The organism is Endozoicomonas sp. G2_2 (assembly GCF_017744135.1).
Lineage (GTDB): Bacteria > Pseudomonadota > Gammaproteobacteria > Nevskiales > Salinisphaeraceae > Salinisphaera.
The window spans coordinates 24,873-49,384 of sequence record NZ_JAGHQU010000004.1; the positions used below are offsets into that span (position 1 = coordinate 24,873).

Consider the following 24,512-nt stretch of genomic DNA (forward strand, 5'->3'; position numbering starts at 1 on the left):
GTGCGGCCCCATCGCGCCGGCCTGCGGCGCAGCTGAAAAATGTCCGCAATTCAGAATCCTGTCCGGATAGGTCTATGGAGTGGTATCAGATGGTGGTGCTCGCCGTGGTGCAGGGCATCACCGAGTTCCTGCCGATTTCGAGTTCCGCGCACCTTATTCTGGTACCGCATTTTCTGGGCTGGCCGGATCAGGGGCTCGGTTTCGACTTGGCCATGCATCTGGGCACGCTGGTCGCGGTACTGGCGTATTTCCGTACCGATGTGGCGAACCTCTGGCAGGCCTGGATGCAATCCATGACGACGGGCCGCCGCGATGCGGAAGTTGCGATGGCGTGGGGGCTGGTGCTGGCAACCGTGCCGGCGATCGTGTTCGGTGTGATCATCGGTCTGCTGGGGGAGTCGATGCTGCGCGTGCCGGGCATCATCGCCACCACGAGCATCGTCTTCGGCCTGCTGCTGGGCTGGGTGGACATGCGGGCGCCCTGCACCCGCGAGCCCGAGCAGCTCGGTTGGCGGGCTTATCTCGCGATCGGTTTCGCCCAGGCGGTCGCACTCATCCCCGGCGCCTCGCGCTCGGGCATGACCATCCTCGGCGGGCGGGCCTTCGGGCTGAACCGCCAGGCGGCGGCGCGCGTGGCGTTCTATCTGGCCATTCCGATCACGACTGCCGCGATCGTCTTCGAGACGATGCTGCTGCTGCAGAGCCCGGTCGAGGAGGCATGGGGGGCGATGGCCCTGGCGGCGCTGCTCGCCGGATTGAGCGCGTTCGCCGCGATCCACTATTTTCTGCGCATGCTCCAGTCCGTGGGCATGATGCCGTTCGTGGTCTACCGCGTGGTCCTCGGCATCCTGCTGTTCGCGATCTTCGGCTGGTCTGGCTGACTAAATCCGACTAACGGCGCCCGATCGCGTTTGCGATCGCGGCCACGCGCTGATCGTGAAGGGCCTTGCCGATCTCCGGGCCGCGTAAACCGGATTCGGCGATCGGTCGGGCGCTGATGGCGTTGGCCGCGGCAAACGCGGCGCGCGCGATCCGCGGCTGATCGTAGCTGCGTCGCTCGAAGCCGAGCCGGCCGCGCACGTCCGCCTCGCAGACCGCGATCAACACGTCCAGCCGTTCCGGACGACGGAACGCGTCGATGCTTTCGAATAGCTCCAGCATGGTCGCCGGCCGCAGTTCATGCATGCGATGCACGTGCGTATGCCAGCGTGCGACGAGCGCGGCGGCCTCGCGCAAGGCCTTGGGTACGCCGAGTCGGGCACTGCAAGTTTCTGCCCGCGGTACGCCGGCGGCTTCATGGCCGCGATGGCCGGGCAGCACATGTGCCGGCGTCAGTGCCTTGCCGTAGTCGTGGCAGAGTGCGGCATAGCGCGCCGCCAGCGGCGCGCCGGCGGCTGCGGCCTGGCCGAGCACAAGCAGCGTGTGCACGCCGCTATCGATTTCCGGGTGGTGGCGTATCGGCTGGATCACGCCGAACAGCGCATCGAGTTCGGGAAACAGCCGCGAAAGCGCGCCGCATTCGCGCAGTAGATAGAAGAACAGCTGTGGCTCGTCGTGCATGAGCGCGCGTTCGGTTTCCGCCCAGACGCGCTCGGGCACGAGATGATCGACCTCGCCGCTGGCCACCATCTCGCGCAGCAGCGCCATGGTTTCGTCGGCGACGCGAAAACCCAGCGGGGCGAAGCGAGCGTAGTAGCGCGCCAGGCGCAGCAAACGCACCGGGTCCTCGACGAAAGCGGGCGATACGTGGCGCAAAACGCGGGCTTCGATATCGGCGCGGCCGCCGCAGGGGTCGACGATCGTTCCGTTTTCGGCCCGCGCGATGGCGTTGATCGTGAGGTCGCGGCGGGTGAGGTCGTCCTCGAGCCGCACGTCGGGGCCGGTATGGAATACGAACCCGTGGTAGCCACGCCCGCTCTTGCGCTCGGTGCGCGCCAGCGCGTGTTCCTCGTGGGTGTCCGGGTCGAGAAAGACCGGAAAATCGCGGCCGACCGGCTGGTAGCCGCGCGCCACCATGTCTTCGGGACTGGCGCCGACGACGACCCAGTCCCGGTCGGAAACGCTCAATCCAAGCCATTCGTCGCGCAGCGCACCGCCGACCAGATATCGCTCCATGTGCGCGGCCTAGCGGCTGGCGGTTTCGTCGCCGTAGCGCGGCTGCACGGCGTCGATACGCTCGTTCAAGGGCACGATCTGCTCGTGCAGGCGCGACTGGAATACCGTCATGTGCGACATGGCCCGCTGCACGTAGTTGCGGGTTTCCGTGTACGGAATATTGGCGATCCAGATAGTCGGGTCCATGGTCTGCCGCGGCAGCCACCGTTCGATACGCCCGGGGCCAGCGTTGTAGCTGGCGCTTGCCATCGCGATATTGCCGTCCCAGCGTTCAAGCATCTGGGCAAGATAACCGGAACCGAGCTGGATGTTGATTTCGGGGATCGTCAGCGCGCTGCTCGACGGACGCGCGGCGTCCATGCGGCGCGCGACCAGACGCGCCGTGCCGGGTAGCAGCTGCATCAGGCCCACTGCGCCGGCCGAGGAGCGAATTTCCGGCTGGAACAGCGATTCGGTGCGCATGATGGCGAACACATAGGCCGGATCGAGCCCGTTGTCGTCGGCAAACTGGCGCACGGCGGCGTCGTAGGGGGTCGGATAGCGAATATCCAGATCGTCCCAGTAATCCGATTTCGCCAGGGTGATGATCGCGCGCGAATGCCAGCCCCATTCATGCGCGATGCGCGCGGCCTGCGCGAGTGCCGCCTGGTCGAGATCGTCGATAACGGCGTTCCACTCCAGCCCGGCCTGGTGATCCATGCCGAGCGCGCGCAATTCACGCGCGCGTTCCAGGGCAGGCCGGGCTTCGACACGCGCACGCGCCGCAGCCTGCACAGTCAGCGGGCGCTCGTTGAGGTTGTAGTCTTGGTCCAGCGCGTCGGCGGCCAGATAACCGTGGTAGGAGCGTTCGCCGGCCAGCGGCGCATAAATCGTGCGCGCCTGTTGCGTACGCCCCATCTCTTCCAGCGCACGGGCATGCCAGTAGCGCCATTCTTCTTCGTCGGCGAGCGCGGGCGGCAGATCGGTGATCGCGTCGACGACCAGCGGCCAGCGCTGCTGGTAGATCGCGGCGCGGATCTCCCAGCCGAGCGCGTGGTCGTCGTCGGTCATGCGGCTGTGGTCCATGCGCGCGAACCACACCAGCGCCTGCGGCTTGTGCTCCTGGGCGTAGAGCAGCGCCACATAGCGTTTCATCTCGTGTCGCTGGGTGGCGTCGAGATCGAGCCGCTCGGCCAGCGGACTAAGCAGGTCGGCGGCTTTATCGAGATCGCGCAGAGCCAGGCGTTTAAACGCGAACACGGTGATATCGCCGTCGAGGCCCGGCTGGCTGTAGGCCAGGTTCGACGGGATTTCCGCGACACCGAGCCATTGGTCGGTACGGGCGGCGAGATTGTCCGGCAGCTTGCGGCCGAGATAGCGCGTGAGACCGAACTGGCCTTCGAGCACGGCCAGGCGGGCGCGCCGCAGGATCTCCTCGGGCCCGCGCAGGCCGCGCTGTTCGAGCCAGGCAAAGACCGGGTCGCAGGCATCGGGTTGGCTGCGGCCGACGCGCCAGAGCTCGAGCGCGGCGTCGGTCGGCGCCTGGCCGAGCTTGATTCGGGCGTTGACGGCGCGACAGGTGGCGGTGCTGCCGTCGCTGTCACGCGTGTTCTCGAGCAGCAGCGACCAGCGGTTGCGCCGCGCCAGACTCGGCAGCCAGTTGCGGCGCAGGCTTTCGGCCGGCGGCAGGTCCGGGTGGTTGTTCACGAACGTCTGGATACGGCTGTCCAAGGCAGGGGCCGCATTGGTATCCAGTCGGTAGCGCAGCTCGGCTGCGGTGAGATAGTCGTAGAGCGGATAGCCCTGCAATTGCGTGCGCAGGCCGGGCTGGCTGTCGAGCCGCCCCTGTTGCGCGGCGGCCAGCGCATCGCGAAAAGCATCGCGCTGGGCGGTCGTCGCGGCGAGGCTCGTGCCGGCAAACAGCAGAAGTCCGGCCGTCAGGAACAGGCGCATGGCGATCGTGGCGTTGAAGCGGTTCACAGCGAGGGAGTGTAACGCACGGGGCGAGCCGCAAAGGCCGGGGCGTTCAGAACTCGACGAAGGCCTCTTCGTCGATGTTGGCGGCCTTTTCGTCGGGCAGCAGCGTCACGCCGCTGGGGTCGCACTGCATGATGGCGTTGCGCAGGCTATTGATCGCGCGCGGGCGCGGAAAGCTCTTGCGCCAGGCCACCGCAATGCGCCGGGTCGGTGATTCGCCCGCGAACGGCCGTGTTTCCAACAGGCGCGATTCTTCGGATAGCCCGGGTATCGACGAACGCGGCAACACGGTCACGCCGAGGCCGCTGGCGACCATGTGGCGTATGGTCTCCAGGCTTGAGCCGGCCTGTGGCTGGCGCTCGCGCTCGCGATCCCGGCAGTCCTCGCACAGCGCCAGCACCTGATCGCGAAAGCAGTGGCCCGGCCCGAGCAGGAGCAGATCCTCGTCGGCCAGATCGTTCGCGTCGATGGTGTCACGCGCGGTCCAGGGGTGATGCTGGGGCATGACGACCACAAACGACTCGTCGTAGAGCGACCAGGTGGACAGACCGGCGACGTCGTAGGGCATGGCCACGATCACCGCATCCAGCTCGTTATTGCGCAGCTGCTGGGTGAGCGTGCCGGTGAAGTTCTCTTCGATGATCAGCGGCATGTCCGGCGTGGCTTCGCGAAGCGCCGGGATCAGGTGCGGCAGCAGATAGGGGCCGACGGTGTAGATCACGCCCAGGCGCAGCGGCCCGGCGAGTTCGTCGCGGCCCTGTTCGGCTACCGATTCGAGCGTGCTGACTTCGCCGAGCACCCGATAGGCCTGTTCGATGATACGGCGGCCGATCGGTGTGACCCGGGCTTCGCCGCGGTTGCGTTCGAACACGGTCACGCCGAGCTCGCCTTCGAGTTTCTTGACCGCCACCGAAAGCGTCGGCTGGCTGACGAAGGCGCGCTTGGCCGCGCGGCCGAAATGGCGTTCCTTGTCGAGCGCGACCAGATAGCGCAGTTCGGTGAGCGTGATATGCATCAAGGCCGGTCTTGTTCGTCAGCGCAGCCGAGCCAGTCGCGCGGTCGCAGATAGTCTGCGTAGAGCGTGGCTTCCGGGCTGTCCGGAGCAGGCGTATAGCCATACTGCCACGAGGCGAGCGGCGGCATCGACATCAGGATGGACTCGGTCCGCCCGCGCGATTGCAGCCCGAACAGGGTGCCGCGGTCATAAACCAGGTTGAACTCCACATAGCGCCCGCGCCGGTAGAGCTGGAAATCGCGTTCGCGCTTACCGTGGTCGTGCGCGCGGCGCCGTTCGACGATCGGCGCGTAGGCGTCGATGAAGGCCTGGCCCACGCTGCGGATGAACGCAAAGCTGTCCTCGAAGCCGAGTTCGTCGAAATCGTCGAAGAACAGGCCGCCGATGCCGCGGGTTTCCTCGCGGTGCGGCAGATAGAAATAGTCGTCGCACCACTGCTTGAAGCGCGGATACAGATCGTCGCCGAACGGCGCGCAGGCGTCGCGCGCCGCCTCGTGCCAGGCCACGGCATCGGCTTCGAACGGGTAATAGGGCGTCAGGTCGAAGCCGCCGCCGAACCACCAGACCGGCGGTTCGCCGTCTTTCTCGGCCACGAAGAAACGCACGTTGGCGTGGGCGGTCGGCGCATAGGGGTTACGCGGGTGCGCCACCACCGACACACCGCTGGCGATGAACGAGCGCCCGGCCAGCTCCGGGCGTCGCGCCGAGGCCGAAGCCGGCAGGTTGTCGCCGGTCACGCGCGAGAAATTCACTCCGGCGCGCTCGAAGGTCTCGCCGTTGGCGAGCACGCGGGTGTCGCCGCCGCCGCCGGCCGGGCGTTGCCAGGCATCGATATGAAAATCCTGCGCGGGCTCGAAAGCGCCGAGACGTTCGCAGATGTGGTCCTGAAGTTCGCGAAACCAGGCGATGACGCGGTCGGGATCGGTTGCGGCGGCCGTCATGTGAGTCTTAACGCAGCACGCGGCCGTCGGCCGCGTCTCGGATGGTGCTCGGCTGGCCCGGCGTATCCGGCACGCCGCCGAGAATGAAATCGACACCGCGGCCCAGGCGTGCGCGGGCCTGCCAAGTGCTGCGCACTGGCGGGTGGGCGCTGCGGTTGGCGCTGGTCGAAACCAAAGCGCCGCTAAAGGCGCGGCAAAGTGCGGCGCTGTCGGCATGAGCGGTCTGGCGCAGGGCGATGCTGTCGTGGCTGCCCGTGAGCCACCAGGGCGTGCCCGGCGCGGCCGGCAGTAGCCAGGTCGCCGGTCCCGGCCAGCTCTGGGTGGCGCGATCCCAGGCCGAGGCGGCGTCACGGGCCACGAAGGGCGCGAGCTGTTCGGTGTCTGCGCCGATCACGATCAGCCCGCGCGCGACGTCGCGCCGCTTGAGTGCGAGCAGGCGCAGTACCGCTTGCGGATCGAGCGGATCGCAGGCCAGGCCCCAGACGCCTTCGGTGGCGTGGGCCACGAGGCCGCCGGCGGCCAGCACGCGCGCCGCCCGGCGCAAACGATGGGCGCTCGCACGCGCCGAACCATTGGACGTGTGTGCATTCATGCGCAGGGTTCCGCGTCACGCCGTGCCATCATTCGCACGATGGCGGGCCCGATGTTCATTGGGTCGATCAGGACTGCGACTTGCCCGACGCGGCGTCGCCGGATTTGGTGCCTGTCTTGGCGGCCGGCTTTTTCGCGGCCGTCGTCTTCTTGGGCTTCGCCTTGGTCGCGGTCTTGGCCTTGGTGGTCTTCGCCGCGCCGTTTTTCTTTGCGGCCGGACTCTTGGCGGCCGACTTCGCCGGCGCCTTGTCGGCCGTCTTCTTGGCCGCGCCCTTGCGGCCGCGCTTTTTCTTCTCGGGCGCCTTGGCGATGATGTCCTGACACTGTTCGAGCGTCAGGTCCGCCGGCTCCTGATCCTTGGGCACGCTGGCGTTCTTCTTGCCGTCGGTGATGTACGGGCCGAAGGGGCCGTGCTGCACCTTGATGCCTTCGGCCTCGAAGTGCTTGATCAGCTTCTTGGCGTCGGCTTCCTTCTTGTCGGCGATGACCTCGAGCGCGCGCTCCTTGGAGATGGTGTAGGGGTCGTCCTCCTTGAGCGAGGCGAATTTCTTGCCGTAGCGCACATAGGGGCCGAAACGCCCGATGTTGACCTGGATCTCCTCGCCCTCGGGCGTTTCGCCCAGATCGCGCGGCAGGTTGAACAGATACAGCGCCTCGTCGAGCGTGATCTTGTCCATGTCCTGGCCCTTGCGCAGGCCGGCGAATTTGGGTTTTTCCTCGTCGTCCTTGGAGCCGATCTGCACGAATGGGCCGAAACGGCCGATACGCACGATCACCGGCTTGCCGGATTTCGGATCGGTGCCGAGTTCGCGGGCCTGGGCGACTTCCTCTCTAGAGAGATCCTGCTTGGCATCGATCTGTTCGGAGAAGCGATCCCAGAATTCCTTGAGTAGTGGCTGCCACTTCTCCTCGCCGCGCGAGACCGCGTCGAGACGGTCTTCGAGGTTGGCGGTGAACTCGTAGTCCACATAGCGGGTGAAGTGGTCGGTCAGGAACTTGTTGACGATCTTGCCCAGCGGCGTCGGCATGAAGGCCTTGCCGTCCATCTCCACATACTCGCGATCCTGGAGCGTGGAAATGATCGAGGCATAGGTCGACGGCCGGCCGATATCGTATTCCTCGAGGGTTTTCACCAGCGCGGCTTCCGTGAAGCGCGGCGGCGGCTCGGTGAAGTGCTGGGTCGGCACGATTTCGGCCAGCTTGATCAGCTCGCCTTCCTCGAGATGCGGCAGGCGCTTGTCGGCGTCGTCGTCGCCCTTGTCGTCGTCCTTGCCTTCCTTATAAACCGACAGGAAACCCGGCTCGCGCAGGGTACGCCCCGAGGCGCGGAACAGGTGGCGGTCGTCGCCGCTGGTGGCCAGGTCTGCAGACACCGTATCGAACAGCGCATGCACCATCTGGCTGGCGACGGTGCGCTGCCAGATCAGCTCGTAGAGCCGCGCCTGATCGCTGGTGAGGTTGGACTTGATCTCGTCCGGAATACGCGCGCTTTCGGTCGGTCGGATGGCCTCATGGGCCTCCTGCGCGTTCTTGGACTTGGTCTTGAAGCTGCGAGGCGCGTCCGGCAGGTTCTTGTCGCCGTAGCGCTTGCCGATCATCGAGCGCAGTTCGCTGACGGCGTCCGCGGCCAGACTCACCGAGTCGGTCCGCATATAGGTGATCAGACCGGTGGCCTCGCCGCCGTCGATGGAGACACCTTCATACAGGCTCTGGGCCGTGCGCATGGTGCGCTTGGCGGTGAAGCCGAGCTTGCGCGCGGCCTCCTGCTGCAGCGTGGACGTCGTGAACGGCGGCGCCGGATTTCTCTTGCGTTGCTTGCGGTCGACCTTGGCGACGCGCAGCTGGCCCTGGGCCGCCTGCGTGAGTTTTTCGAAGGCCGCGTCGGCGCTGCCCTGGTTGTTGACGGTGAACTGCTCGACCTTCTCGCCGTCGAGCTGGTGCAGACGCGCGCCGAATGCCTGGGCGTCCTTCTCGGCGCGGGCCTCGATCTTCCAGTATTCCTCGGGAACGAAGGCCTCGATCTCGGCGTCGCGTTCGCAGATCAGACGCAGGGCCGGGCTCTGTACGCGGCCGGCGGACAAACCGCGCTGAACCTTGCGCCAGAGCAGCGGCGACAGATTGAAGCCGACCAGATAATCCAGCGCCCGACGGGCTTGCTGGGCATTGACGAGATCGCTGGAAATCTCGCGCGGGCTGGCCACAGCCGAGCCGACGGCCTTCTTGGTGATCTCGTGGAAGACCACGCGCGCGACTTCCTTGTCTTCGAGCAATCCGCGCTCGCGCAGCAACTCCAGCAGATGCCAGGCAATCGCCTCGCCTTCGCGATCGGGGTCAGTGGCGAGCAGCAGGGCGTCCGATTTCTTCAGGCTGCGGGCAATCTTGTCGACGTGCTTCGCGTTGCGATCGATCACGTCGTAGCGCATCGCGAAATCGTGCTCGGTATCGACCGCGCCTTCCTTGGGCACCAGGTCGCGCACATGGCCGTACGAGGCCAGAACCTCGTAGTCCTTGCCGAGATATTTCTCGATCGTCCGGGCCTTGGCCGGCGATTCCACGATGACGAGATTGCGACTCATCGATACACGCTATTTGAAGAATGGGCCTGCACTCGGGCGCAGGGCGCAGCACACTAGCACAGCCTTTGAAGCATGCGCGACCGTTCAGCGTCAACTCCCGGCGCCGCGAAGTGACGCAGCGTGTCACCTCGCGCGAGGCCGCTCGCGCTAGTGGCTGGCGCCCGGCGATTCGGCGTGAATCATGGCTTCCATGCGGGCATAGGCCTGGTCCTGGCCGCTGGAGGACAGCACCATCATCACCACCCACTTGAGCTGCTCGATCTCGGCGCCCTCGAAGGCGTCTTCCGCGAGCGCCATCATGCGGTCGATCACGATCTCGCGGGCGGTCGCGCTGAGCACGCCGGCCTGCTGCAACTGGGCCAGATAACCGCGGCACTCGGCGTCGAGTACGTGCATCTCGCGCTCGGCGTAGACGCGGATGGCGTCGTCGCTGGGCGTGTCGGCCATGGATTGCCCGTCCGGGTCGGTCGCCCGGATCCAGGCAAACGCGTCGTCGATCTCGTCCGGAAAGAAACCGGCATCGCCGAGATCGTCGCGCACGCTGGACATGTGTTCGGCATCCGCAAGCGAGAAGTTCTCGAACAGATAGAGCAGCACGTCGAGCAGGTTTTCGTTCATCGGCGCAGATCCGTCGTGTATGAACCGTTATCGATCGGTCATGGCCTGCGATCAGGCGCCGCTGGCGCGGGTGTAAGCGCCGCCGGGCCCGGCAAGCACACGGCCTTGCAGTTCCAGGATGAGCAGCGTGGATGATACCGCATCCGCCGACCAGCCGGTGCGGGCCACGAGCTCGTCGACCCGGGCCGGGGCGTGGCCGAGCGCAGCGAGCAGGGTGGCGTGATCGTCGGCTTCGGCGTCGCTATCCTGCGGCCCGGGCTGGTTTTTATCCGGCACGTCGTCGTCGGCGCGGTGCAGCCGATAGCCGTCGAGAACGCCGGCGATGTCCTCGAGGATGTGTTCGGTCGTCTCGACCAGTTTTGCGCCGTCGCGGATGAGCTGATGACAGCCGCGCGCCAGCGGATTGTGAATCGAACCGGGCAGGGCGAACACGTCGCGCCCGGCCTGGCTGGCCATGCGCGCGGTGATCAACGAGCCCGAGGCGCGCGCGGCCTCGACCACGAGCGTGGCGGTGCACAGCCCGGCGATGATGCGATTGCGACGCGGGAAGTTGCCGCGCGTTGGCTGGGTGCCGAGCGCGAACTCGGAAAGCAGCAGCCCGCTGGCCGCAATGCGCTCGGCCAGATTCTTGTGCATGGCCGGATAGACCCGGTCCAGGCCGGTGCCGCAGACCGCGATGGTCATGCCGTCGGCCGCCAGCGCGCCTTCGTGCGCCGCCGCGTCGATACCGCGCGCCAGTCCGGAGGCGATCACCAGCCCGGCGCGAGCCAGCGCCGCGCCGAACTCGCGTGCAGCCTCCAGACCGGCGGGCGTCGGGTTGCGACTGCCGACGATGGCGATGGCCGGGTAGGTCAGCAGTTCCGTGTCGCCCAGCCCGTAGAGCCAGGACGGCGCCGGCGACAGTTCGGCCAGCGCGTCCGGGTAGTGCGGATGCGTTCGGGTGATGAAGTGATGATCGGGCTCGGCGAGCCAGCGTTCGGTTTCTTCGGTACGGGCGCTGTCGGGCTCCGCCAACGCGGCGCGCGCCGGCGCCGGCACGCCGAGCTCGCGCCAGCGGGCGTCGCCGGCCGCGAGCACGCGTTCCGGCGTGCCATGGTGTTCGATCAGTCGGGCGCCCAGCGCCGCGCCGATACCGGGCGTGCAGGCCAGACGCAGCCAGTCCCGTTCGCTCACGACAGCCGGTTCAGCGTTGTGGTGTACGCACGAAATCCTCGATATGCACTGCGCGGCGCGCGCGCATGATCACCGCGAAGCTCACGTGCTCGTCGGTCTTGAAAACAAGCAGTTGTCCGGACTTGAGTTCCGGCAGGCGCACCTGACCGCCCTCCACCGGGTCGAGCACGACACGCCCGGCCTCGTAGATATCGAGCACATGCCCGCGTTCGATACCGTCCGTACTGCCGACGCTGAGCGTGACCACCTGATACTGGCCGATTGCTGAGACGCCGTCGTACACCGAAATGATGCGGCCTTCGATCGCGCGATCCGGGGCGTGCGGATAGAAATCGTGGACGAGATCCTCGTTTTCCAGCGGCAGCAGGCGATCGCCGACCAGCGCTTCGCGGTAGCTCTTGGTGATCACGCCGGTGGAGATCGCATCGAAGGCGTTGATGCGGATCTCGCCAACGGGCACGGCCTGCTGGCCCAGAATCTCGCCGGTCTCCGGGTCCTTGTAGGGGCCGGCATCGCGCACGAGGCTGTAGTTCTGTGCGCTGTGGCCGCTGGCATCGACGTGCCGGACATAGCTGACAGTGCCCTTGCCGCCGACCAGATGTTCGTCGATGAACGACACCACGTAGGGCGCGTCCATCAGTTCATCCTGGCTGACCAGCCGCGGCCCGGTGATGAAGGCACGAATCGCGTCGAGCGGAATCGTTGCGATCGAGTCGAGCGAGCGTTCGCGTACCCGGGGCGACAGGCGCTCCGTGCCGGCGCGCCGTAGCTGGTACGCGCCGTCGGGCCCGCGGGTGAGAATGAGCACGTCGCCCGGATAGATGAGATGCGGGTTCTCGATGTCCGGGTTCGCGTACCAGAGCTGCGGCCAGTACCACGGATCACGCAGGTAGTAGCCGGAGATGTCCCAGAGCGTGTCGCCTTTCTTGACCACGTAGCGCAGCGGCGCATCGGCGCGGATCTGGCTGGCGATCGCGGTTTCGCGGGCGACGGGAGCGCTGCGTTCGGGCAGCGGCTGTGCGGGCGCCGGTTCGGCGGGCGTCTCGGTTGTGGTGGGTGGCTGACTTGCGCAGCCGGTGGCCAGAACGCCTGCCGCGAGCGCGAAGCCCGCGCCCGCCAGCTTCATGGCCAGTTTCAAATCGTTATACTCTCGCATCCAGGACGCGCCCCCAATAAATACCGCCGGTACGGGCCTTGCCGCGTGCTCTGTTATCGGCCATCGAAAGCATTTTCTTGATGGCCGGCCCCCATTTGCAACGCTGACCACCGACAGAATATGGCGATTCTCGAAATTTTGCATTTCCCCGATCCGCGGCTACGCGAAAACACGCAGCCGGTGACCGTTTTCGACGAGACGCTGTCGACTTTCATCGATGACATGTTCGAGACCATGTACGACGCGCCGGGCGTCGGCCTGGCCGCCACCCAGGTGGGCGACACGCGCCGCGTGGCGGTGATGGACTGCTCCGAGGCGCGCGACGAGCGCATCGTCATGTGCAACCCGGAAATTCTCTGGCAGGCCGATCTGGAGACCGTCGACGAGGGCTGTCTGTCCGTGCCCGAGCACTACGACAAGGTGAAACGCTATGCGCGGCTGCGCTTCGCAGCGCAGGATCGCAACGGCGAACGGTACGAGATGGACGCTGAAGGGTTGCTCGCGCAATGCGTACAGCACGAGCTCGCCCACCTCGACGGCGGCCTCTATATCGACCAGCTGTCGCGGCTCAAGCGCGAGCGCATCCGCCGCAAGCTTGCCAAGGCCGCGCGCCAGAATGCGCCGGCCGCGAACGACGAGTAGTTCGTGCCTGCCATCCGTGAGTTGCCATGAGCGCACCGATGAACATCGTATTCGCCGGTACGCCGGAATTCGCCGTGCCCTGTCTGAACGCGATCGCGGCCAGCGGGCATCGCCTGACCGGCGTGCTCACCCAGCCGGACCGCCCCGCGGGGCGCGGGCGCAAGCTGGCGGCTTCGCCGGTCAAGCAGCGCGCGCTCGAACTCGGCGTGGCCGTGCAGCAGCCCGAATCGCTCCGGAACGCGGCGGCGTTTTCCGAACTTGCCGCGCTCGAGCCCGATGTGATCGTGGTTGTCGCCTACGGGCTGCTGTTGCCGAAGAAAGTGCTCGCGCTGCCGCAGTACGGTTGTATCAACGTGCATGCCTCGCTGCTGCCACGTTGGCGTGGCGCGGCGCCGATCGCCCGCGCCATTCTGGCCGGTGACCGCGAGACCGGTGTCACGCTCATGCAGATGGCCGCCGGTCTGGATACCGGGCCCATGATCGTGCGCCGCGCTGTGCCGATCGACGAGGACACCACCGCGGGGACGTTGCACGACACGCTGGCCGATCTGGGCGCGCGCGAGCTGTCGCAAGTGCTCGGCCGTTTGCCCGAGGGCATCACCGCCGAGCCCCAGGACGACACGCAGGCCTGCTACGCGCGGCGCCTGGACAAGGGCGAGGCGGCGATCGACTGGCGCCTGCGCGCCGACGAGATCGCGCGAGCCGTGCGGGCCTTCGTGCCGTGGCCGGTCGCCCATGCGCGGCTTGACGGCCAGCCGGTGCGTTTCTGGCAGGCGACGGCGGGGCCGGCACGCAATCACGACGTGGCGCCCGGAACCGTGGTCGCAGCGAGTGCGAAGGGGATCGATATCGCGACGGGCGCCGGCACCCTGCGTGTGCAGACGTTGCAGTTACCGGGCAAGAAACGCATGGATGCGGCTGCCGCGGTCAATGGCCGCGACTGGGTTGGCTGTCGTTTTGAGTAGGCGCCGCCGCACGCCCGACAGCGCGCATACCGAGGGCGCCGCCGCGCGCGCAGGCGCCGCCCGCGCCGTGGCGGCCGTCATGGACGATGGGCGCAGTCTGGACGCGGCTCTGGCCGACCAATCCGTCGATCTTTCTCCCAGCGATCGGGGTCTGGTCTCGGCCATGGCCTACGGGGTGCTGCGCGACTATCGCCGCCTGGATGCGTTGCTGGCGCCGCGGTTATCGCGCAAGCCGCAGCCGTTGCTGCGCGCGTTGCTGTTGGTCGGCCTGTATCAGCTCGAAGCCATGCGGGTGCCGCCGCACGCGGCCGTGCATGCAACGGTGGCGGCGAGCGCATCGCTCAAGCTGGGCAAGGCGCGCGGCATGGTCAACGCCATTCTGCGCGGGCATCAACGCGATGCCGGCAAGGCGAGCGAGGACAGCGCGCCGGGCGTGCGTCACAGCTACCCCGACTGGCTGGTCGAACGGATTCAGGCGGACTGGGGCAGCCAGTGGACCGGCGTTCTCGAGGGCGGCAACCGGCCGGCGCCCATGCATCTGCGGGCAAATGCGCGCCACGGCGATCGTCTTGTGGCGATGCGTGCCCTGGAAGCGGCCGGTCTGCGGTGCGAAGCGGCCCGCATCTGCGACAGCGTGCTGACGCTGGACGAACCCGTCGCTGCGCGGGACCTGCCCGGTTTCGCGGACGGCCGTGTCTCGATTCAGGACGGCGCGGCCCAGCTGGCCGCCGTGTTGCTGGGCGCGCGGGACGGCCACCGGGTCCTCGATGCCTGCGCTGCGCCCGGCAACAAGAGCGCGCATCTGCTCGAACGCACGGATATCGACCTGCTGGCGCTGGATATCGATGCCGACCGCCTGCAGACGCTCGAGCAGACGCTCGCGCGTGTCGGCTGTCGCGCCCGGGTCCAGACCGCCGATGCCGCCGAACCCGATCGCTGGTGGGATGGTCGAGGGTTCGATCGGATCCTGCTAGATGCCCCATGCAGCGGTACCGGTGTGATCCGCCGCCACCCCGATATCAAGTGGCTGCGCCGGCCCAAAGACATCGCGACTGCCGCCGAACGCCAGCGCGCCATGCTCGACGCACTCTGGCGCACGCTCGCACCGGGTGGGCGGCTCGTCTATGCGACCTGTTCGATCCTGCGCGCGGAAGGTGTGGATATCGTCGACGCGTTTCTCGCGCGTACCGACGACGCCCGCGAGGTGCCGATCGATGCGCACTGGGGCTTTGCCGAGCGGCGGGGGCGGCGTATCGCGCCCGGCATGCACGGTTTCGACGGCTTCTATTACGCGGTTCTGGAGCGCGCCAGCGCCTGACGCGTCACGGTCTTACGTAGCATTACGGAGTTGAAACGGTTGCGCACAACCGCAGGATAGGTCGGGTAGTGATTCCTCAACCAATTGGAGTTGTGATGAGCGACGAACTCAAAGGCAAGAAGGTCGCATTTCTGGCCACCAACGGTTTCGAGTATTCGGAGCTGACGCAGCCCTGGGACGAGATCAAGGCGGCCGGCGCCGAGGTCGAACTGATCTCGCTGGACGCCGGCAAGATCCAGGGCGAGAGCGGCGGCGAACCGAAGGGCGACCCGAAACCGGTCGACAAGACCGTCGATCAGGTCTCGGCGGGCGACTACAACGCCCTGGTCCTGCCGGGCGGGCTGGCCAATCCGGACACGCTGCGCACCAACGATACGGCCGTGCAGTTCGTGCGTGACTTCTTTGCCCAGCACAAGCCGGTCGGCGCGATCTGTCATGCGCCCTGGGTGCTGATCGAAGCCGGCGTGGTCGACGGCCGCACGCTGACCTCCTTCCCGTCGGTACAGACCGACCTGAAAAACGCGGGTGCGACCTGGGTGGATCGCGAAGTCGTTTGTGACGAGGCGCTCGTCACCAGCCGCACGCCGGACGATCTGGATGCCTTCTGCGCAAAAATGATCGAGGAGATCGCCGAGGGCAAGCACGAAGAACAGACCACCTAGTCGCGGCGCGCGCGTGACGATGAAAAGCCCGGCTGCGGCCGGGCTTTTTTGTGCGCGCTAATCTTCCAGCGCGTAGTCGATGGTCGTGACCACGCGTATGCGCTTGACGTCTGGCGTATAGCTGTCGAGATCCGAGATCGAGAAATAGCCCTGCGAGGCCGAGCGAATCGCGCCCACACGGCTGCCCGAATCCTGGGCGAACTGCTTGGCGGCCTTGCGCGCGTCGGCGGTCGCCGCCGCGATCATCGCGGGTTTGATGTCTTCGAGTTCGGTGAACAGGAACTCGGTGCGGTAGTTGTAGTTGGGCGACAGCACCACGCCCTGGCTGATGAGTTCACCCACGCGCGGCATGGCCTGCTTCACCGCGTCGATCGCCGTGCTGCGCACAAGCATCGTGGCCTCGGCGGAATAGCGGGTCGGCGGGCGCTGGTTGCCGTAGCTGTTGGCGTAGCGATCGGTGACTTCGGGCGAGGTCAGGGTGATCGCATCGGTCTTGAAGCCGGCGTCGGTTAAAAACGCGCGAATGATATCGGCCTGGCGATTGACCCGCTCCTGTACCTCGCCGAGCGCGTCGCCGGTCACGGTGAAATGCAGCGGCCACAGGGCGAGCGTCGCGCGAACCTCGCGTTCGGCCAGCCCCTTGACCGTTACCGAGCGATCGGCGGATTTCCACTGGATCGCCGCGCTCTTGAGATAGCTGCCGCCGATGACCAGCCCGATGGCCAGACACACGCCGAGAATGGCGGCGGCGAAGACGTTGTTCTTCATGCCCGTAACTCTCCGCGCCGAATCTTCAGCGGCGCCTGCCCAAGCATATCGGATCGGCTCGGTGCGCGCCCGCGCACCGTCTCGGGCACGGGCCGGCTAGCGGTAGATCGGGTCGCGCACGACCACGCCGCGTTCGGCGAGAAAGCCCTTGGCCTGCTGGATCGTGTAGGTGCCGAAATGGAAGATCGACGCCGCCAGCACCGCGTCGGCAGTGCCGATCTCGAGGCCGTCGTGCAGGTCTTCGAGACTGCCGACGCCGCCGGAAGCGATCACGGGCACGTCGACCGCGTCGGAAATCGCGCGCGTGAGCTTGAGATCGAAGCCGGACTTGGTGCCGTCCTTGTCCATGCTCGTGAGCAACACTTCGCCGGCGCCCAGCGAAACCAGCTTCTGGGCCCATTCGATGGCGTCGATACCCGTGGACTTGCGCCCGCCGTGGGTGAAGATCTCCCAGCGCGGCGGTTCGTGCTTCTTGGCCACGTTCTTGGCATCGAGCGCGACCACGATGCACTGCGAGCCGTAGCGATAGGCCGCCTCGTAGACGAAGTTCGGATCCGAGATCGCGGCGGTGTTGATCGACACCTTGTCGGCGCCGGCCGACAACAGGCGACGCACGTCGGGCAGGGTGCGCACACCGCCGCCCACGGTCAGCGGAATGAACACCTCGCCGGCCACGCGCTCGACCACGTCCATGAGCGTGCCGCGATCCTCATGGCTGGCAGTGATGTCGAGAAACACCAGTTCGTCCGCGCCCTGTTGATCGTAGCGGCGCGCGATCTCGACCGGGTCCCCGGCGTCCTTGATCTCGAGGAACTTGACGCCCTTGACGACGCGACCCTTGTCGATGTCGAGGCAGGGGATGATGCGCTTGGCCAGGGTCATTTTGGAACCCCTGATTCAGTCATACGCGGATCGCGTTTGCGTCCCAAGCCGTTCGCCGGCAAGGCGCCCGGCGATGTGCCGTGGCAGGCTCCACGGTCGAGCCGGGCAACGCCGCTGGCGAACGGCTTGGGCCAAACCTTTTGCCTTGAAGGCAAAAGGCCGGGCTTTTGCGCGCGTCTGGACTGCGTCATTCGTCGTTTATTTGCAATGAGCAAACTGCGCTCCTCACTCCTTGCCAGCCGCGCGCAAAAGACTCCGGCGCGACTGCGTATGACTGAATCAGGGGTTCCTGCTACGGTCGTTGACGAGTTTGCGCGCCTCGGCGAGATCGATCGTGCCTTCATAGAGGGCACGCCCGATGACGGCACCGGTGACGCCGTCTTCCTCGGCGCCCAGCAGGGCTTCGATATCGTCGAGGCGGGTCACGCCGCCGGACGCGATGACCGGAATCGTGAGCTCGGCGGCCAGCGCGCGGCTGGCTTCGACGTTAACGCCCTGCATCATGCCGTCGCGGCTGATGTCGGTATGGATGATCGCAACCACCCCGTCCGCCTCGAACTGCTGCGCCATCTCGGCGACCGTGTTGTTGGACAATTTGGACCAGCCGTCGGTGGCCACCATGCCGTCGCGCGCGTCGAGGCCGACGATGATATGGCGGGGAAATTCCACCCCGGCATCGGCCACGAAATGCGGCTCGGATACCGCGCGCGTGCCGAGGATGACGTACTCGACGCCGCGTTCGAGATAGGTCTCGATCGCGGCTTCGTCGCGAATGCCGCCACCCACCTGGACCGGCACGTTGCCGCAGGCCGACACGATTTCGCCGATCACCCGATCGTTGACCGGGTAGCCGGCCTTGGCGCCGTCGAGGTCGACGACGTGGATGCGATCCGCGCCCTCGTCGAGCCAGCGCCGGGCCACGGCCACCGGGTCCCCGTCGAAGATGGTGACGTCGTCCATGCGGCCCTGGCGCAGGCGTACGCACTGGCCGTTCTTGATATCAATCGCAGGTATGAGTAGCACGCCGGTAATCCTCGTCTACGGCTTGGATGGGGTCGAAGCTAAGATCGATCGCTGGGACATCGATTCAGGCGGAACCGTCCCATTCGAGAAAATTCGCCAGCAGCTGAAGGCCTGCCGACTGGCTCTTTTCCGGATGAAACTGCACGGCGAATACGTTCGGCCGCAGGATCACGGACGCGAAACGTACGCCATAGTCGGTGGTGCCGGCGATATGACGCTCGTCGCTGGGCACCACGTAGTAGCTGTGCACGAAATAGAACCAGCTGGCCGGCGCGATATCCTTCCAGAGCGGATGATGGCGTTCCTGGCGGACCTGGTTCCAGCCCATGTGCGGAATCTTGCGGCGCACGCCGTCGGGCTGGGCATCCGGGGCGGCGAAGTGCACGGTGTCGCCCGGAAAGGCGCCCAGGCATTCCACGCCGCCGGATTCCTCGGAGTGCCCCATGAGCGCCTCGATGCCCAGGCAAACGCCCATGAGCGGCTTCTTGCCGAGCTGCTCGCGGATCATGTCGTCGAGCTCGAGACGGTGCAGTTCTTCCATGCAATGGCCGATCGCGCCGACGCCGGGTAGCACCAGCCGATCCATGCGCGACAGCGCGTCCGGATCGAAGCTGACCTCGATCTGCTCGTCGGACGCCACATAGCGCAGCGCCTTGGCAATCGAGTGCAGATTGCCCATCCCGTAGTCGATGATGCCGACGGTTGCCATAAGATTGACTTCGAAAGAAAAGGAAGGAGGTCGATGCGCGCCCGCCGCGGGCGCCTAGAGGCTGCCCTTGGTGGACGGTGTGGCATCCCCGGTGCGGCTGTCGGCCGACACGGCCACGCGCAGCGCACGGCCGAAGGCCTTGAACAGCGTCTCGGCCACATGGTGGGCGTTGTCACCCTTGAGGGCATCCATATGCAGCGTGATCGCGGCCGCGCTCGCCAGCCCCTGAAAGAACTCACGCACGAGCTCGACATCGAAGGTGCCGATCTTGTCGCGGGTGAAGGTCGCGTCGAAGAACAGCCCGGGCCGCCCCGACAGGTCGATCACCACACGCGCGAGCGCTTCATCGAGCGGCACGTAGGCGTGGCCGTAGCGGGTGATGCCCCGCTTGTCGCCGAGCGCTTCGCGCAGCGCCTGACCGATGCAGATGCCGACATCCTCCACCGTGTGGTGGTCGTCGATATGCAGATCGCCCTTGGCGCAGACGTCGAGATCGACGAGCCCGTGACGGCTGATCTGATGCAGCATGTGGTCGAAGAAACCGACGCCGGTATCGGCGTTGAACACGGCATTGCCATCTAGGTCGAGTGTGACCGAGATGTCGGTTTCATTGGTTTGACGTGCGATCGTGGCGCGGCGCGCGGTCATGGCCTATTCAAAGCGTTGGATCACCCCGGAAGGCGCGATAATACGCCCATTGCCCGGGCAACGCGAATGCGCACGCGGCGTGCGTACTCAGGCCTGCAGCCAGAACGTCACCGGGCCATCGTTGACGAGCGATACCTGCATGTCGGCGCCGAACACGCCCTGTTCGACGATGCCGTGACGGGATCGCAGCGCCGCCATGAAGTCGTCGAACAGGCCTCGGGCGCGATCGGGCGGGCAGGCGGTGGAGAATCCGGGCCGGTTGCCCCGCCGTGTGTCGGCGGCGAGCGTGAATTGCGGCACCGCGAGCACCGCGCGTTCTGCATCGCAGGCGCTGTGGTTCATGCGCGCCTTGTCGTCGGCGAAGATGCGATACGAGAGCACCCGTTCGGCCAGACGGGCCGCGCGTTGCGCGTCGTCGGCGGGTTCTGCCGCAACGAGCGCGAGCATGCCGGGGCCGATGGCGGCCACGGTGTCGCCGTCGATCGCGACCGCGGCTTCGGTCACGCGCTGGATGAGCGCAATCACGTCTCGCGCGCGGGCAATGCGTCGCCAAGCGCAGGCGCCGCCTGGCGATGGGCACGCAAAAGACGCTCGAACGGGCGCGGGTCGTGAATATGGGTAACGTCGCCGTCCATCGGAAAATGGTAGTCGATGAGCCGCGACGCCCAGAAACGCAGCGCGGCGGCGCGCAGCATGGCAGGCCACGCCGCATGTTCGCCGGCCGTCAGCGCGCGACGCCGATGATAGGCGGCGGCGAACGCCTGCCAGCGTTCGGGCACATAGGTACCGGACTCATCGAAGGCCCAGTCGTTGCAGATCACCGCCAGGTCGAATAACAGGTAGTCGTGGCAGGCGTAGTAGAAGTCGATGACGCCGGATACGCGCTCGTCGTCGAACAGGACGTTGTCGCGAAACATGTCGGCATGAATCACGGCCTCGGGCAGGCCCGCGTACACCGTGTGGGCGCAGTCGCGTTGATAGGCGATCTCGTCGTCGAGCAGGTCGGCGGTTTCCGCGTCGAGATGGTCGACGAGGCGTTCGCGCGCCTGGGCGATCCAGGCGAGATCCCGCGGGTTGCGCTGACTCTCTCCGAAGGAACGCACCGCGCGATGCATTTCGGCGACGACGCCACCCAGCGAGCCGCAATGGCGTGCCCCGGGGGCGGTGATACTGGCCCCGGCGAGCCGGTAGACGAGTGCCGCGGGGCGGTCGCGCACATCGCTGAGAAAGCCGCCGTCGTTACGCGCGACCGGATGCGCGCCGGGCACGCCGTGGCCGGCCAGATGATCCATGAGCTGCATGAAAAACGGTAGCGAGCCGTCGTCCATCTGCTCGAAAAGGGTCAGCACCCAGCGTCCGGTCGTGGTATCGACGAAGTAGTTGGTGTTGGTGATGCCGGCCGAGATGCCGCGAAAATCTTCCAGCTCGCCGATCGAGTATTCGGCCAGCAGCGTGCGCAGATCGTTTTCGGTGACGCGGGTATAGACCGACATCAGGCGTCCTGTTCGTCGAGCCGCTTGCGGGCGCGCTTGGCGAAAACCTGCATCTCGCGTACCGCCTGATTGTCGCCACGCGCCTCGGCCACCGTTATGCCGTGCTCGAGCACGTCGATACCCGCGATCAGGTCGCCGTTTTCGACCAGCGCCTTGCCATAGAGCTTCCAGGCAGCGGAATAGTCCGGATCGTGGGCCACGGCCTCGGCCAAATGCTCGGCCGCCCGGGCGTGGTCGCCGTCCTTGAACAGCAGTTCACCCAGCGAAAAACGCAGCAGTGCGTTGTCTTCGCCCGCTTCGAGCAGCTTCTCGAGTTGGTCTTTCATCGGCATGCGTACAGTGTACCGATATCAGCGCCGACGGAAGATGCCGCTTGGCTAGCGACGCCAGAACGCCGGGGTCAGAATCACGAGCAGGGTGAAAATCTCGAGGCGGCCGAGCAGCATCGCCATGCACAGCACCCATTTCGCGACCGCCGGCAGGCCGGCCATGTTCGACGATACCTCGCCGAGGCCCGGGCCCAGATTGTTGATCGAGGCCGCCACCGCCGAGAATGCGGTGAGTTCGTTGAGGCCGGTGGACAACAGAATCAAAAACATCACGACGAACACCGTGATATAGACCGCGAAGAAGCCCCACACCGCCTGAATCACGCGATCGGGAATGACCTTGCCGCCCATCTTGATCGGAATCTCGGCGTTCGGGTGCACCAGCCGGCTGATCTCACGGGTGCCCTGCTTGGCCAGCAGGATGAAACGCACCACTTTCATGCCGCCCGTCGTCGAGCCCGCGCAGCCGCCCACGAAGCTGCCCAGCAGCAGGAACATCGGCAGGAAACTCGGCCAGAGCGAGTAGTCTGTCGTGGTGAAGCCCGTCGTCGTGCCGATCGAGACCACCTGGAACATGGCCTTGATCAGCGCGTTCGGCAACGACACGTAGGTACCGGCGATCAGCAGCACGAGCGCGCCCAGCGTGGTCGCGCCGACGACCATCAGCAGGAACGTGCGGGTTTCCGAATCGCGCCAGTAGGTCAGCGGGTTGGCGCTGCGCCAGACGGCGAAATGCATGCCGAAGCTGATCGAACCCACGATCATGGCGACGATCGCGGCCATCTCGATGATGGGGTCGTCGTGGTGGCCCAGCGACAGATCGTGGTTGGAGAAACCGCCGGTCGCGATCGCGGAAAAGCCGTGGCTGACGGCGTCGAACACGGTCATGCCGGCCAGCCAGAACACGAGCGCGCAGACTGCCGTCAGCGACAGGTACAGATACCACAGCGCCTTGGCGGTCTCACGGATACGGGGCGTGAGCTTGGAATCCTTGATCGGGCCCGGCGTCTCCGCGCGATAGAGCTGCATGCCGCCGACCCCGAGCATGGGCAGCACCGCCACGGCCAGCACGATGATGCCCATACCGCCCATCCAGTGCAGCAGCTGGCGCCAGAACAGAACCGAATGGGGCAGGGTGTCGAGCCCCACGAGTACGGTCGCCCCGGTCGTGGTCAGCCCGGAAACGGCCTCGAAAACGGCGTCGGTAACGCCGATATCCGGCCGTTCGGCCAGATACAGGGGGACGGCACCGAACAGGCTTAGCACCAGCCAGAACAGCACCACGACAAGGAAGCCGTCGCGGATCTTGAGTTCGCGGCGCACATGGCGCACCGGCAGCCAGGCGACCAGGCCAGTGAACAGGGTGATGATGAAGCCGATGACGAAGGCGTCCGCTTCGCCGTCGCCGTACGCCAGGCCCATGATCATGGGCACCAGCATGCTGGTCGAGAAGATCATCAGCAGCAGGCCGAGCACCCGCTGCACGACCGCGAAATAGTAGTTCAGCGACAGATCCATGCGCCCGGCGTCGCGCTAGACGTAGGACACGCCGACCTGGAACAGCTTTTCCACGTCGGCAGTGTGTTTCTTTTCGATGATGAACAGCATCACGTGGTCACCCGACTCGATGATCGTGTCGTGATGGGCGATCAGCACCTCTTCGCCACGCGCGATGGCGCCGATGGTGGTGCCCGGGGGCAGCTTGATCTCGTCGATACGCCGGCCGACCACGCGCGAATTGTCGCGTTCGCCGTGGGCGATCGCCTCGATGGCCTCGGCGGCACCACGGCGCAGGGTGTGCACGCGCACCACGTCGCCACGGCGCACATGCGCCAGCAGCGCCGAGATGGTCGACTGCTTGGGCGAGATCGCGATATCGATCTGGGTGCCGGAGGATTCGATCAGATCCACATAGGCCAGCCGATTGATCAGCGACATCGCCTTGCGCGCGCCCAGGCGCTTGGCCAGCATCGCCGAAAGGATATTCGCCTCGTCATCGTTGGTGATCGCGCAGAACACATCGACCGACTCGATGTTTTCCTCGACGAGCAGCGACTCGTTGGCGGCATCGCCCTTGAGCACGATCGCCCGGTTGACCTTTTCCGACAGCCAGCTCGCCCGTGCCGGATTGTTTTCGATGATCTTGACCTGGCAGTGGTTTTCCAGCGCGAGTGCCAGCCGCAGGCCGATGTTGCCGCCGCCGGCGATCATGATGCGCTTGACCGGCCGGTCGATCTTGCGCAACTCGCTGATCACCTTCTTGATATTGCGCCGGGCGGCGACGAAGAAGACCTCGTCGTCGGCCTCGATCACGGTATCGCCTTCCGGAATCATCGGCTTGCCGCGCCGGTAGATGGCCACGACGCGTGTGTCCGCCTGTGGCAGATGCTCGCGCAACGCGCGCAATTCCTTACCGACGAGCGGGCCGCCGTAATAGGCCTTCACGCCCACCACCTGCACCCGGCCCTGAGCGAAATCGACCACCTGTAGGGCGCCGGGATACTGCACCAGGCGCTTGATGTAGTCCGTGACCAGCTGTTCCGGGCTGATGCTCATGTCGATCGGGATCGCGTCTTGGTGGAACAGGCGGTTTTCGAGCAGATATTCGGACGCGCGGATACGCGCGATCTTGGTCGGCGTATGGAACAGCGTGTACGCGATTTGGCAGGCCACCATGTTCACTTCATCAGTGGCGGTAACCGCGATGATCATGTCGGCGTCGTTCGCGCCCGCGCTGCGCAGGATGTCGGGATGCGCGGCATAGCCGTGCACGGCGCGGATATCGAGCCGATCCTGTAGCGGCCGCAGCAGGGCTTCGTCGGTGTCGACGACGGTGACGTCGTTGGCCTCGTGGGCCAGATTCTCCGCCAGCGTGGCGCCGACTTCGCCCGCCCCCAAAATGATGATCTTCATGCGCGGCAACAGTAGAACG

General features: G+C 66.2%; 24 protein-coding genes. 5 read left to right on the forward strand and 19 right to left on the reverse strand.

The window, feature by feature from the left end:
• The first annotated feature begins 74 nt into the window (after positions 1-74).
• Positions 75-881: an undecaprenyl-diphosphate phosphatase gene (locus J7355_RS05855; RefSeq protein ID WP_209060814.1), complete on the forward strand. Its 807-nt coding sequence runs from the start codon at positions 75-77 to the stop codon at positions 879-881.
• A 10-nt stretch (positions 882-891) separates the two neighbouring features.
• Here J7355_RS05855 and J7355_RS05860 read toward each other — a convergent pair whose 3' ends face one another.
• The 9 genes from J7355_RS05860 to J7355_RS05900 form a co-directional block, all read right to left on the reverse strand.
• On the reverse strand, positions 892-2,115 hold the full coding sequence (locus J7355_RS05860; protein ID WP_209060816.1) for a multifunctional CCA addition/repair protein: 1,224 nt from the start codon (positions 2,113-2,115) through the stop codon (positions 892-894).
• Between the two features lie 9 nt (positions 2,116-2,124).
• Positions 2,125-4,074, reverse strand: a complete 1,950-nt coding sequence (locus J7355_RS18000; RefSeq protein ID WP_209060817.1) for a transglycosylase SLT domain-containing protein — start codon at positions 4,072-4,074, stop codon at positions 2,125-2,127.
• Positions 4,075-4,120: 46 nt separating this feature from the next.
• Positions 4,121-5,086, reverse strand: a complete 966-nt coding sequence (locus J7355_RS05870; protein ID WP_247739809.1) for a hydrogen peroxide-inducible genes activator — start codon at positions 5,084-5,086, stop codon at positions 4,121-4,123.
• Positions 5,086-6,027: an oxygen-dependent coproporphyrinogen oxidase gene (gene hemF / locus J7355_RS05875; protein ID WP_209060818.1), complete on the reverse strand. Its 942-nt coding sequence runs from the start codon at positions 6,025-6,027 to the stop codon at positions 5,086-5,088. Before hemF ends, J7355_RS05870 begins: the two co-directional genes overlap by 1 nt.
• Before the next feature lie 7 nt (positions 6,028-6,034).
• Positions 6,035-6,619 (reverse strand): L-threonylcarbamoyladenylate synthase, encoded by a 585-nt coding sequence (locus J7355_RS05880; protein WP_209060819.1) that lies wholly within the window; start codon positions 6,617-6,619, stop codon positions 6,035-6,037.
• Positions 6,620-6,686: 67 nt separating this feature from the next.
• Positions 6,687-9,194 (reverse strand): DNA topoisomerase I, encoded by a 2,508-nt coding sequence (locus J7355_RS05885; protein WP_209060822.1) that lies wholly within the window; start codon positions 9,192-9,194, stop codon positions 6,687-6,689.
• A 147-nt stretch (positions 9,195-9,341) separates the two neighbouring features.
• Positions 9,342-9,812 carry a DUF494 domain-containing protein gene (locus J7355_RS05890; RefSeq protein WP_209060823.1) on the reverse strand — a complete coding sequence of 157 codons (471 nt, stop codon included), beginning with the start codon at positions 9,810-9,812 and terminating at the stop codon, positions 9,342-9,344.
• Positions 9,813-9,863: 51 nt separating this feature from the next.
• Positions 9,864-10,985 carry a DNA-processing protein DprA gene (gene dprA, locus J7355_RS05895; RefSeq protein WP_209060825.1) on the reverse strand — a complete coding sequence of 374 codons (1,122 nt, stop codon included), beginning with the start codon at positions 10,983-10,985 and terminating at the stop codon, positions 9,864-9,866.
• 10 nt (positions 10,986-10,995) lie between these two features.
• Complete coding sequence (locus tag J7355_RS05900; RefSeq protein ID WP_209060826.1) at positions 10,996-12,123, reverse strand: LysM peptidoglycan-binding domain-containing protein; 1,128 nt, start codon at positions 12,121-12,123, stop codon at positions 10,996-10,998.
• 138 nt (positions 12,124-12,261) lie between these two features.
• On the opposite strand from J7355_RS05900, the gene def reads away from it, so the two are divergent.
• From def to J7355_RS05920, 4 genes are all read left to right on the forward strand, one after another.
• Entirely contained in the window at positions 12,262-12,783 is a 522-nt protein-coding gene (def, locus tag J7355_RS05905; protein ID WP_209060828.1) for a peptide deformylase, read from the forward strand.
• A 26-nt stretch (positions 12,784-12,809) separates the two neighbouring features.
• Positions 12,810-13,748, forward strand: coding sequence for a methionyl-tRNA formyltransferase (gene fmt / locus J7355_RS05910; protein WP_209060830.1), 939 nt, complete (start codon positions 12,810-12,812; stop codon positions 13,746-13,748).
• Positions 13,741-15,066, forward strand: a complete 1,326-nt coding sequence (rsmB, locus tag J7355_RS05915) for a 16S rRNA (cytosine(967)-C(5))-methyltransferase RsmB (RefSeq protein ID WP_209060832.1) — start codon at positions 13,741-13,743, stop codon at positions 15,064-15,066. Before fmt ends, rsmB begins: the two co-directional genes overlap by 8 nt.
• A 95-nt stretch (positions 15,067-15,161) precedes the next feature.
• Positions 15,162-15,728: a type 1 glutamine amidotransferase domain-containing protein gene (locus tag J7355_RS05920; protein ID WP_209060834.1), complete on the forward strand. Its 567-nt coding sequence runs from the start codon at positions 15,162-15,164 to the stop codon at positions 15,726-15,728.
• A gap of 57 nt (positions 15,729-15,785) precedes the next feature.
• Here J7355_RS05920 and J7355_RS05925 read toward each other — a convergent pair whose 3' ends face one another.
• From J7355_RS05925 to trkA, 10 genes are all read right to left on the reverse strand, one after another.
• Complete coding sequence (locus J7355_RS05925) at positions 15,786-16,496, reverse strand: SIMPL domain-containing protein (RefSeq protein ID WP_209060836.1); 711 nt, start codon at positions 16,494-16,496, stop codon at positions 15,786-15,788.
• Positions 16,497-16,592: 96 nt separating this feature from the next.
• The gene (hisF, locus tag J7355_RS05930) at positions 16,593-17,378 is read right to left on the reverse strand and encodes an imidazole glycerol phosphate synthase subunit HisF (protein WP_209060838.1); all 786 of its coding nucleotides are present in this window, start codon (positions 17,376-17,378) and stop codon (positions 16,593-16,595) included.
• 279 nt (positions 17,379-17,657) lie between these two features.
• Entirely contained in the window at positions 17,658-18,401 is a 744-nt protein-coding gene (gene hisA / locus J7355_RS05935; RefSeq protein WP_209060840.1) for a 1-(5-phosphoribosyl)-5-[(5-phosphoribosylamino)methylideneamino]imidazole-4-carboxamide isomerase, read from the reverse strand.
• 64 nt (positions 18,402-18,465) lie between these two features.
• The gene (gene hisH / locus J7355_RS05940; RefSeq protein ID WP_209060845.1) at positions 18,466-19,110 is read right to left on the reverse strand and encodes an imidazole glycerol phosphate synthase subunit HisH; all 645 of its coding nucleotides are present in this window, start codon (positions 19,108-19,110) and stop codon (positions 18,466-18,468) included.
• Positions 19,111-19,164: 54 nt separating this feature from the next.
• The gene (hisB, locus tag J7355_RS05945; protein WP_209060848.1) at positions 19,165-19,758 is read right to left on the reverse strand and encodes an imidazoleglycerol-phosphate dehydratase HisB; all 594 of its coding nucleotides are present in this window, start codon (positions 19,756-19,758) and stop codon (positions 19,165-19,167) included.
• A gap of 87 nt (positions 19,759-19,845) precedes the next feature.
• On the reverse strand, positions 19,846-20,283 hold the full coding sequence (gene dtd / locus J7355_RS05950) for a D-aminoacyl-tRNA deacylase (protein ID WP_209060850.1): 438 nt from the start codon (positions 20,281-20,283) through the stop codon (positions 19,846-19,848).
• Positions 20,280-21,251 (reverse strand): homoserine kinase, encoded by a 972-nt coding sequence (locus tag J7355_RS05955; RefSeq protein ID WP_209060852.1) that lies wholly within the window; start codon positions 21,249-21,251, stop codon positions 20,280-20,282. The genes dtd and J7355_RS05955 overlap by 4 nt, the downstream gene beginning before the upstream one ends.
• Positions 21,251-21,577, reverse strand: coding sequence for a tetratricopeptide repeat protein (locus J7355_RS05960; RefSeq protein ID WP_209060854.1), 327 nt, complete (start codon positions 21,575-21,577; stop codon positions 21,251-21,253). Before J7355_RS05960 ends, J7355_RS05955 begins: the two co-directional genes overlap by 1 nt.
• A gap of 51 nt (positions 21,578-21,628) precedes the next feature.
• A complete protein-coding gene (locus J7355_RS05965; RefSeq protein ID WP_209060856.1) occupies positions 21,629-23,098 on the reverse strand; it encodes a TrkH family potassium uptake protein in 1,470 nt (489 codons plus the stop codon).
• Positions 23,099-23,113: 15 nt separating this feature from the next.
• On the reverse strand, positions 23,114-24,493 hold the full coding sequence (gene trkA, locus J7355_RS05970; protein ID WP_209060857.1) for a Trk system potassium transporter TrkA: 1,380 nt from the start codon (positions 24,491-24,493) through the stop codon (positions 23,114-23,116).
• Positions 24,494-24,512 lie beyond the last annotated feature (19 nt).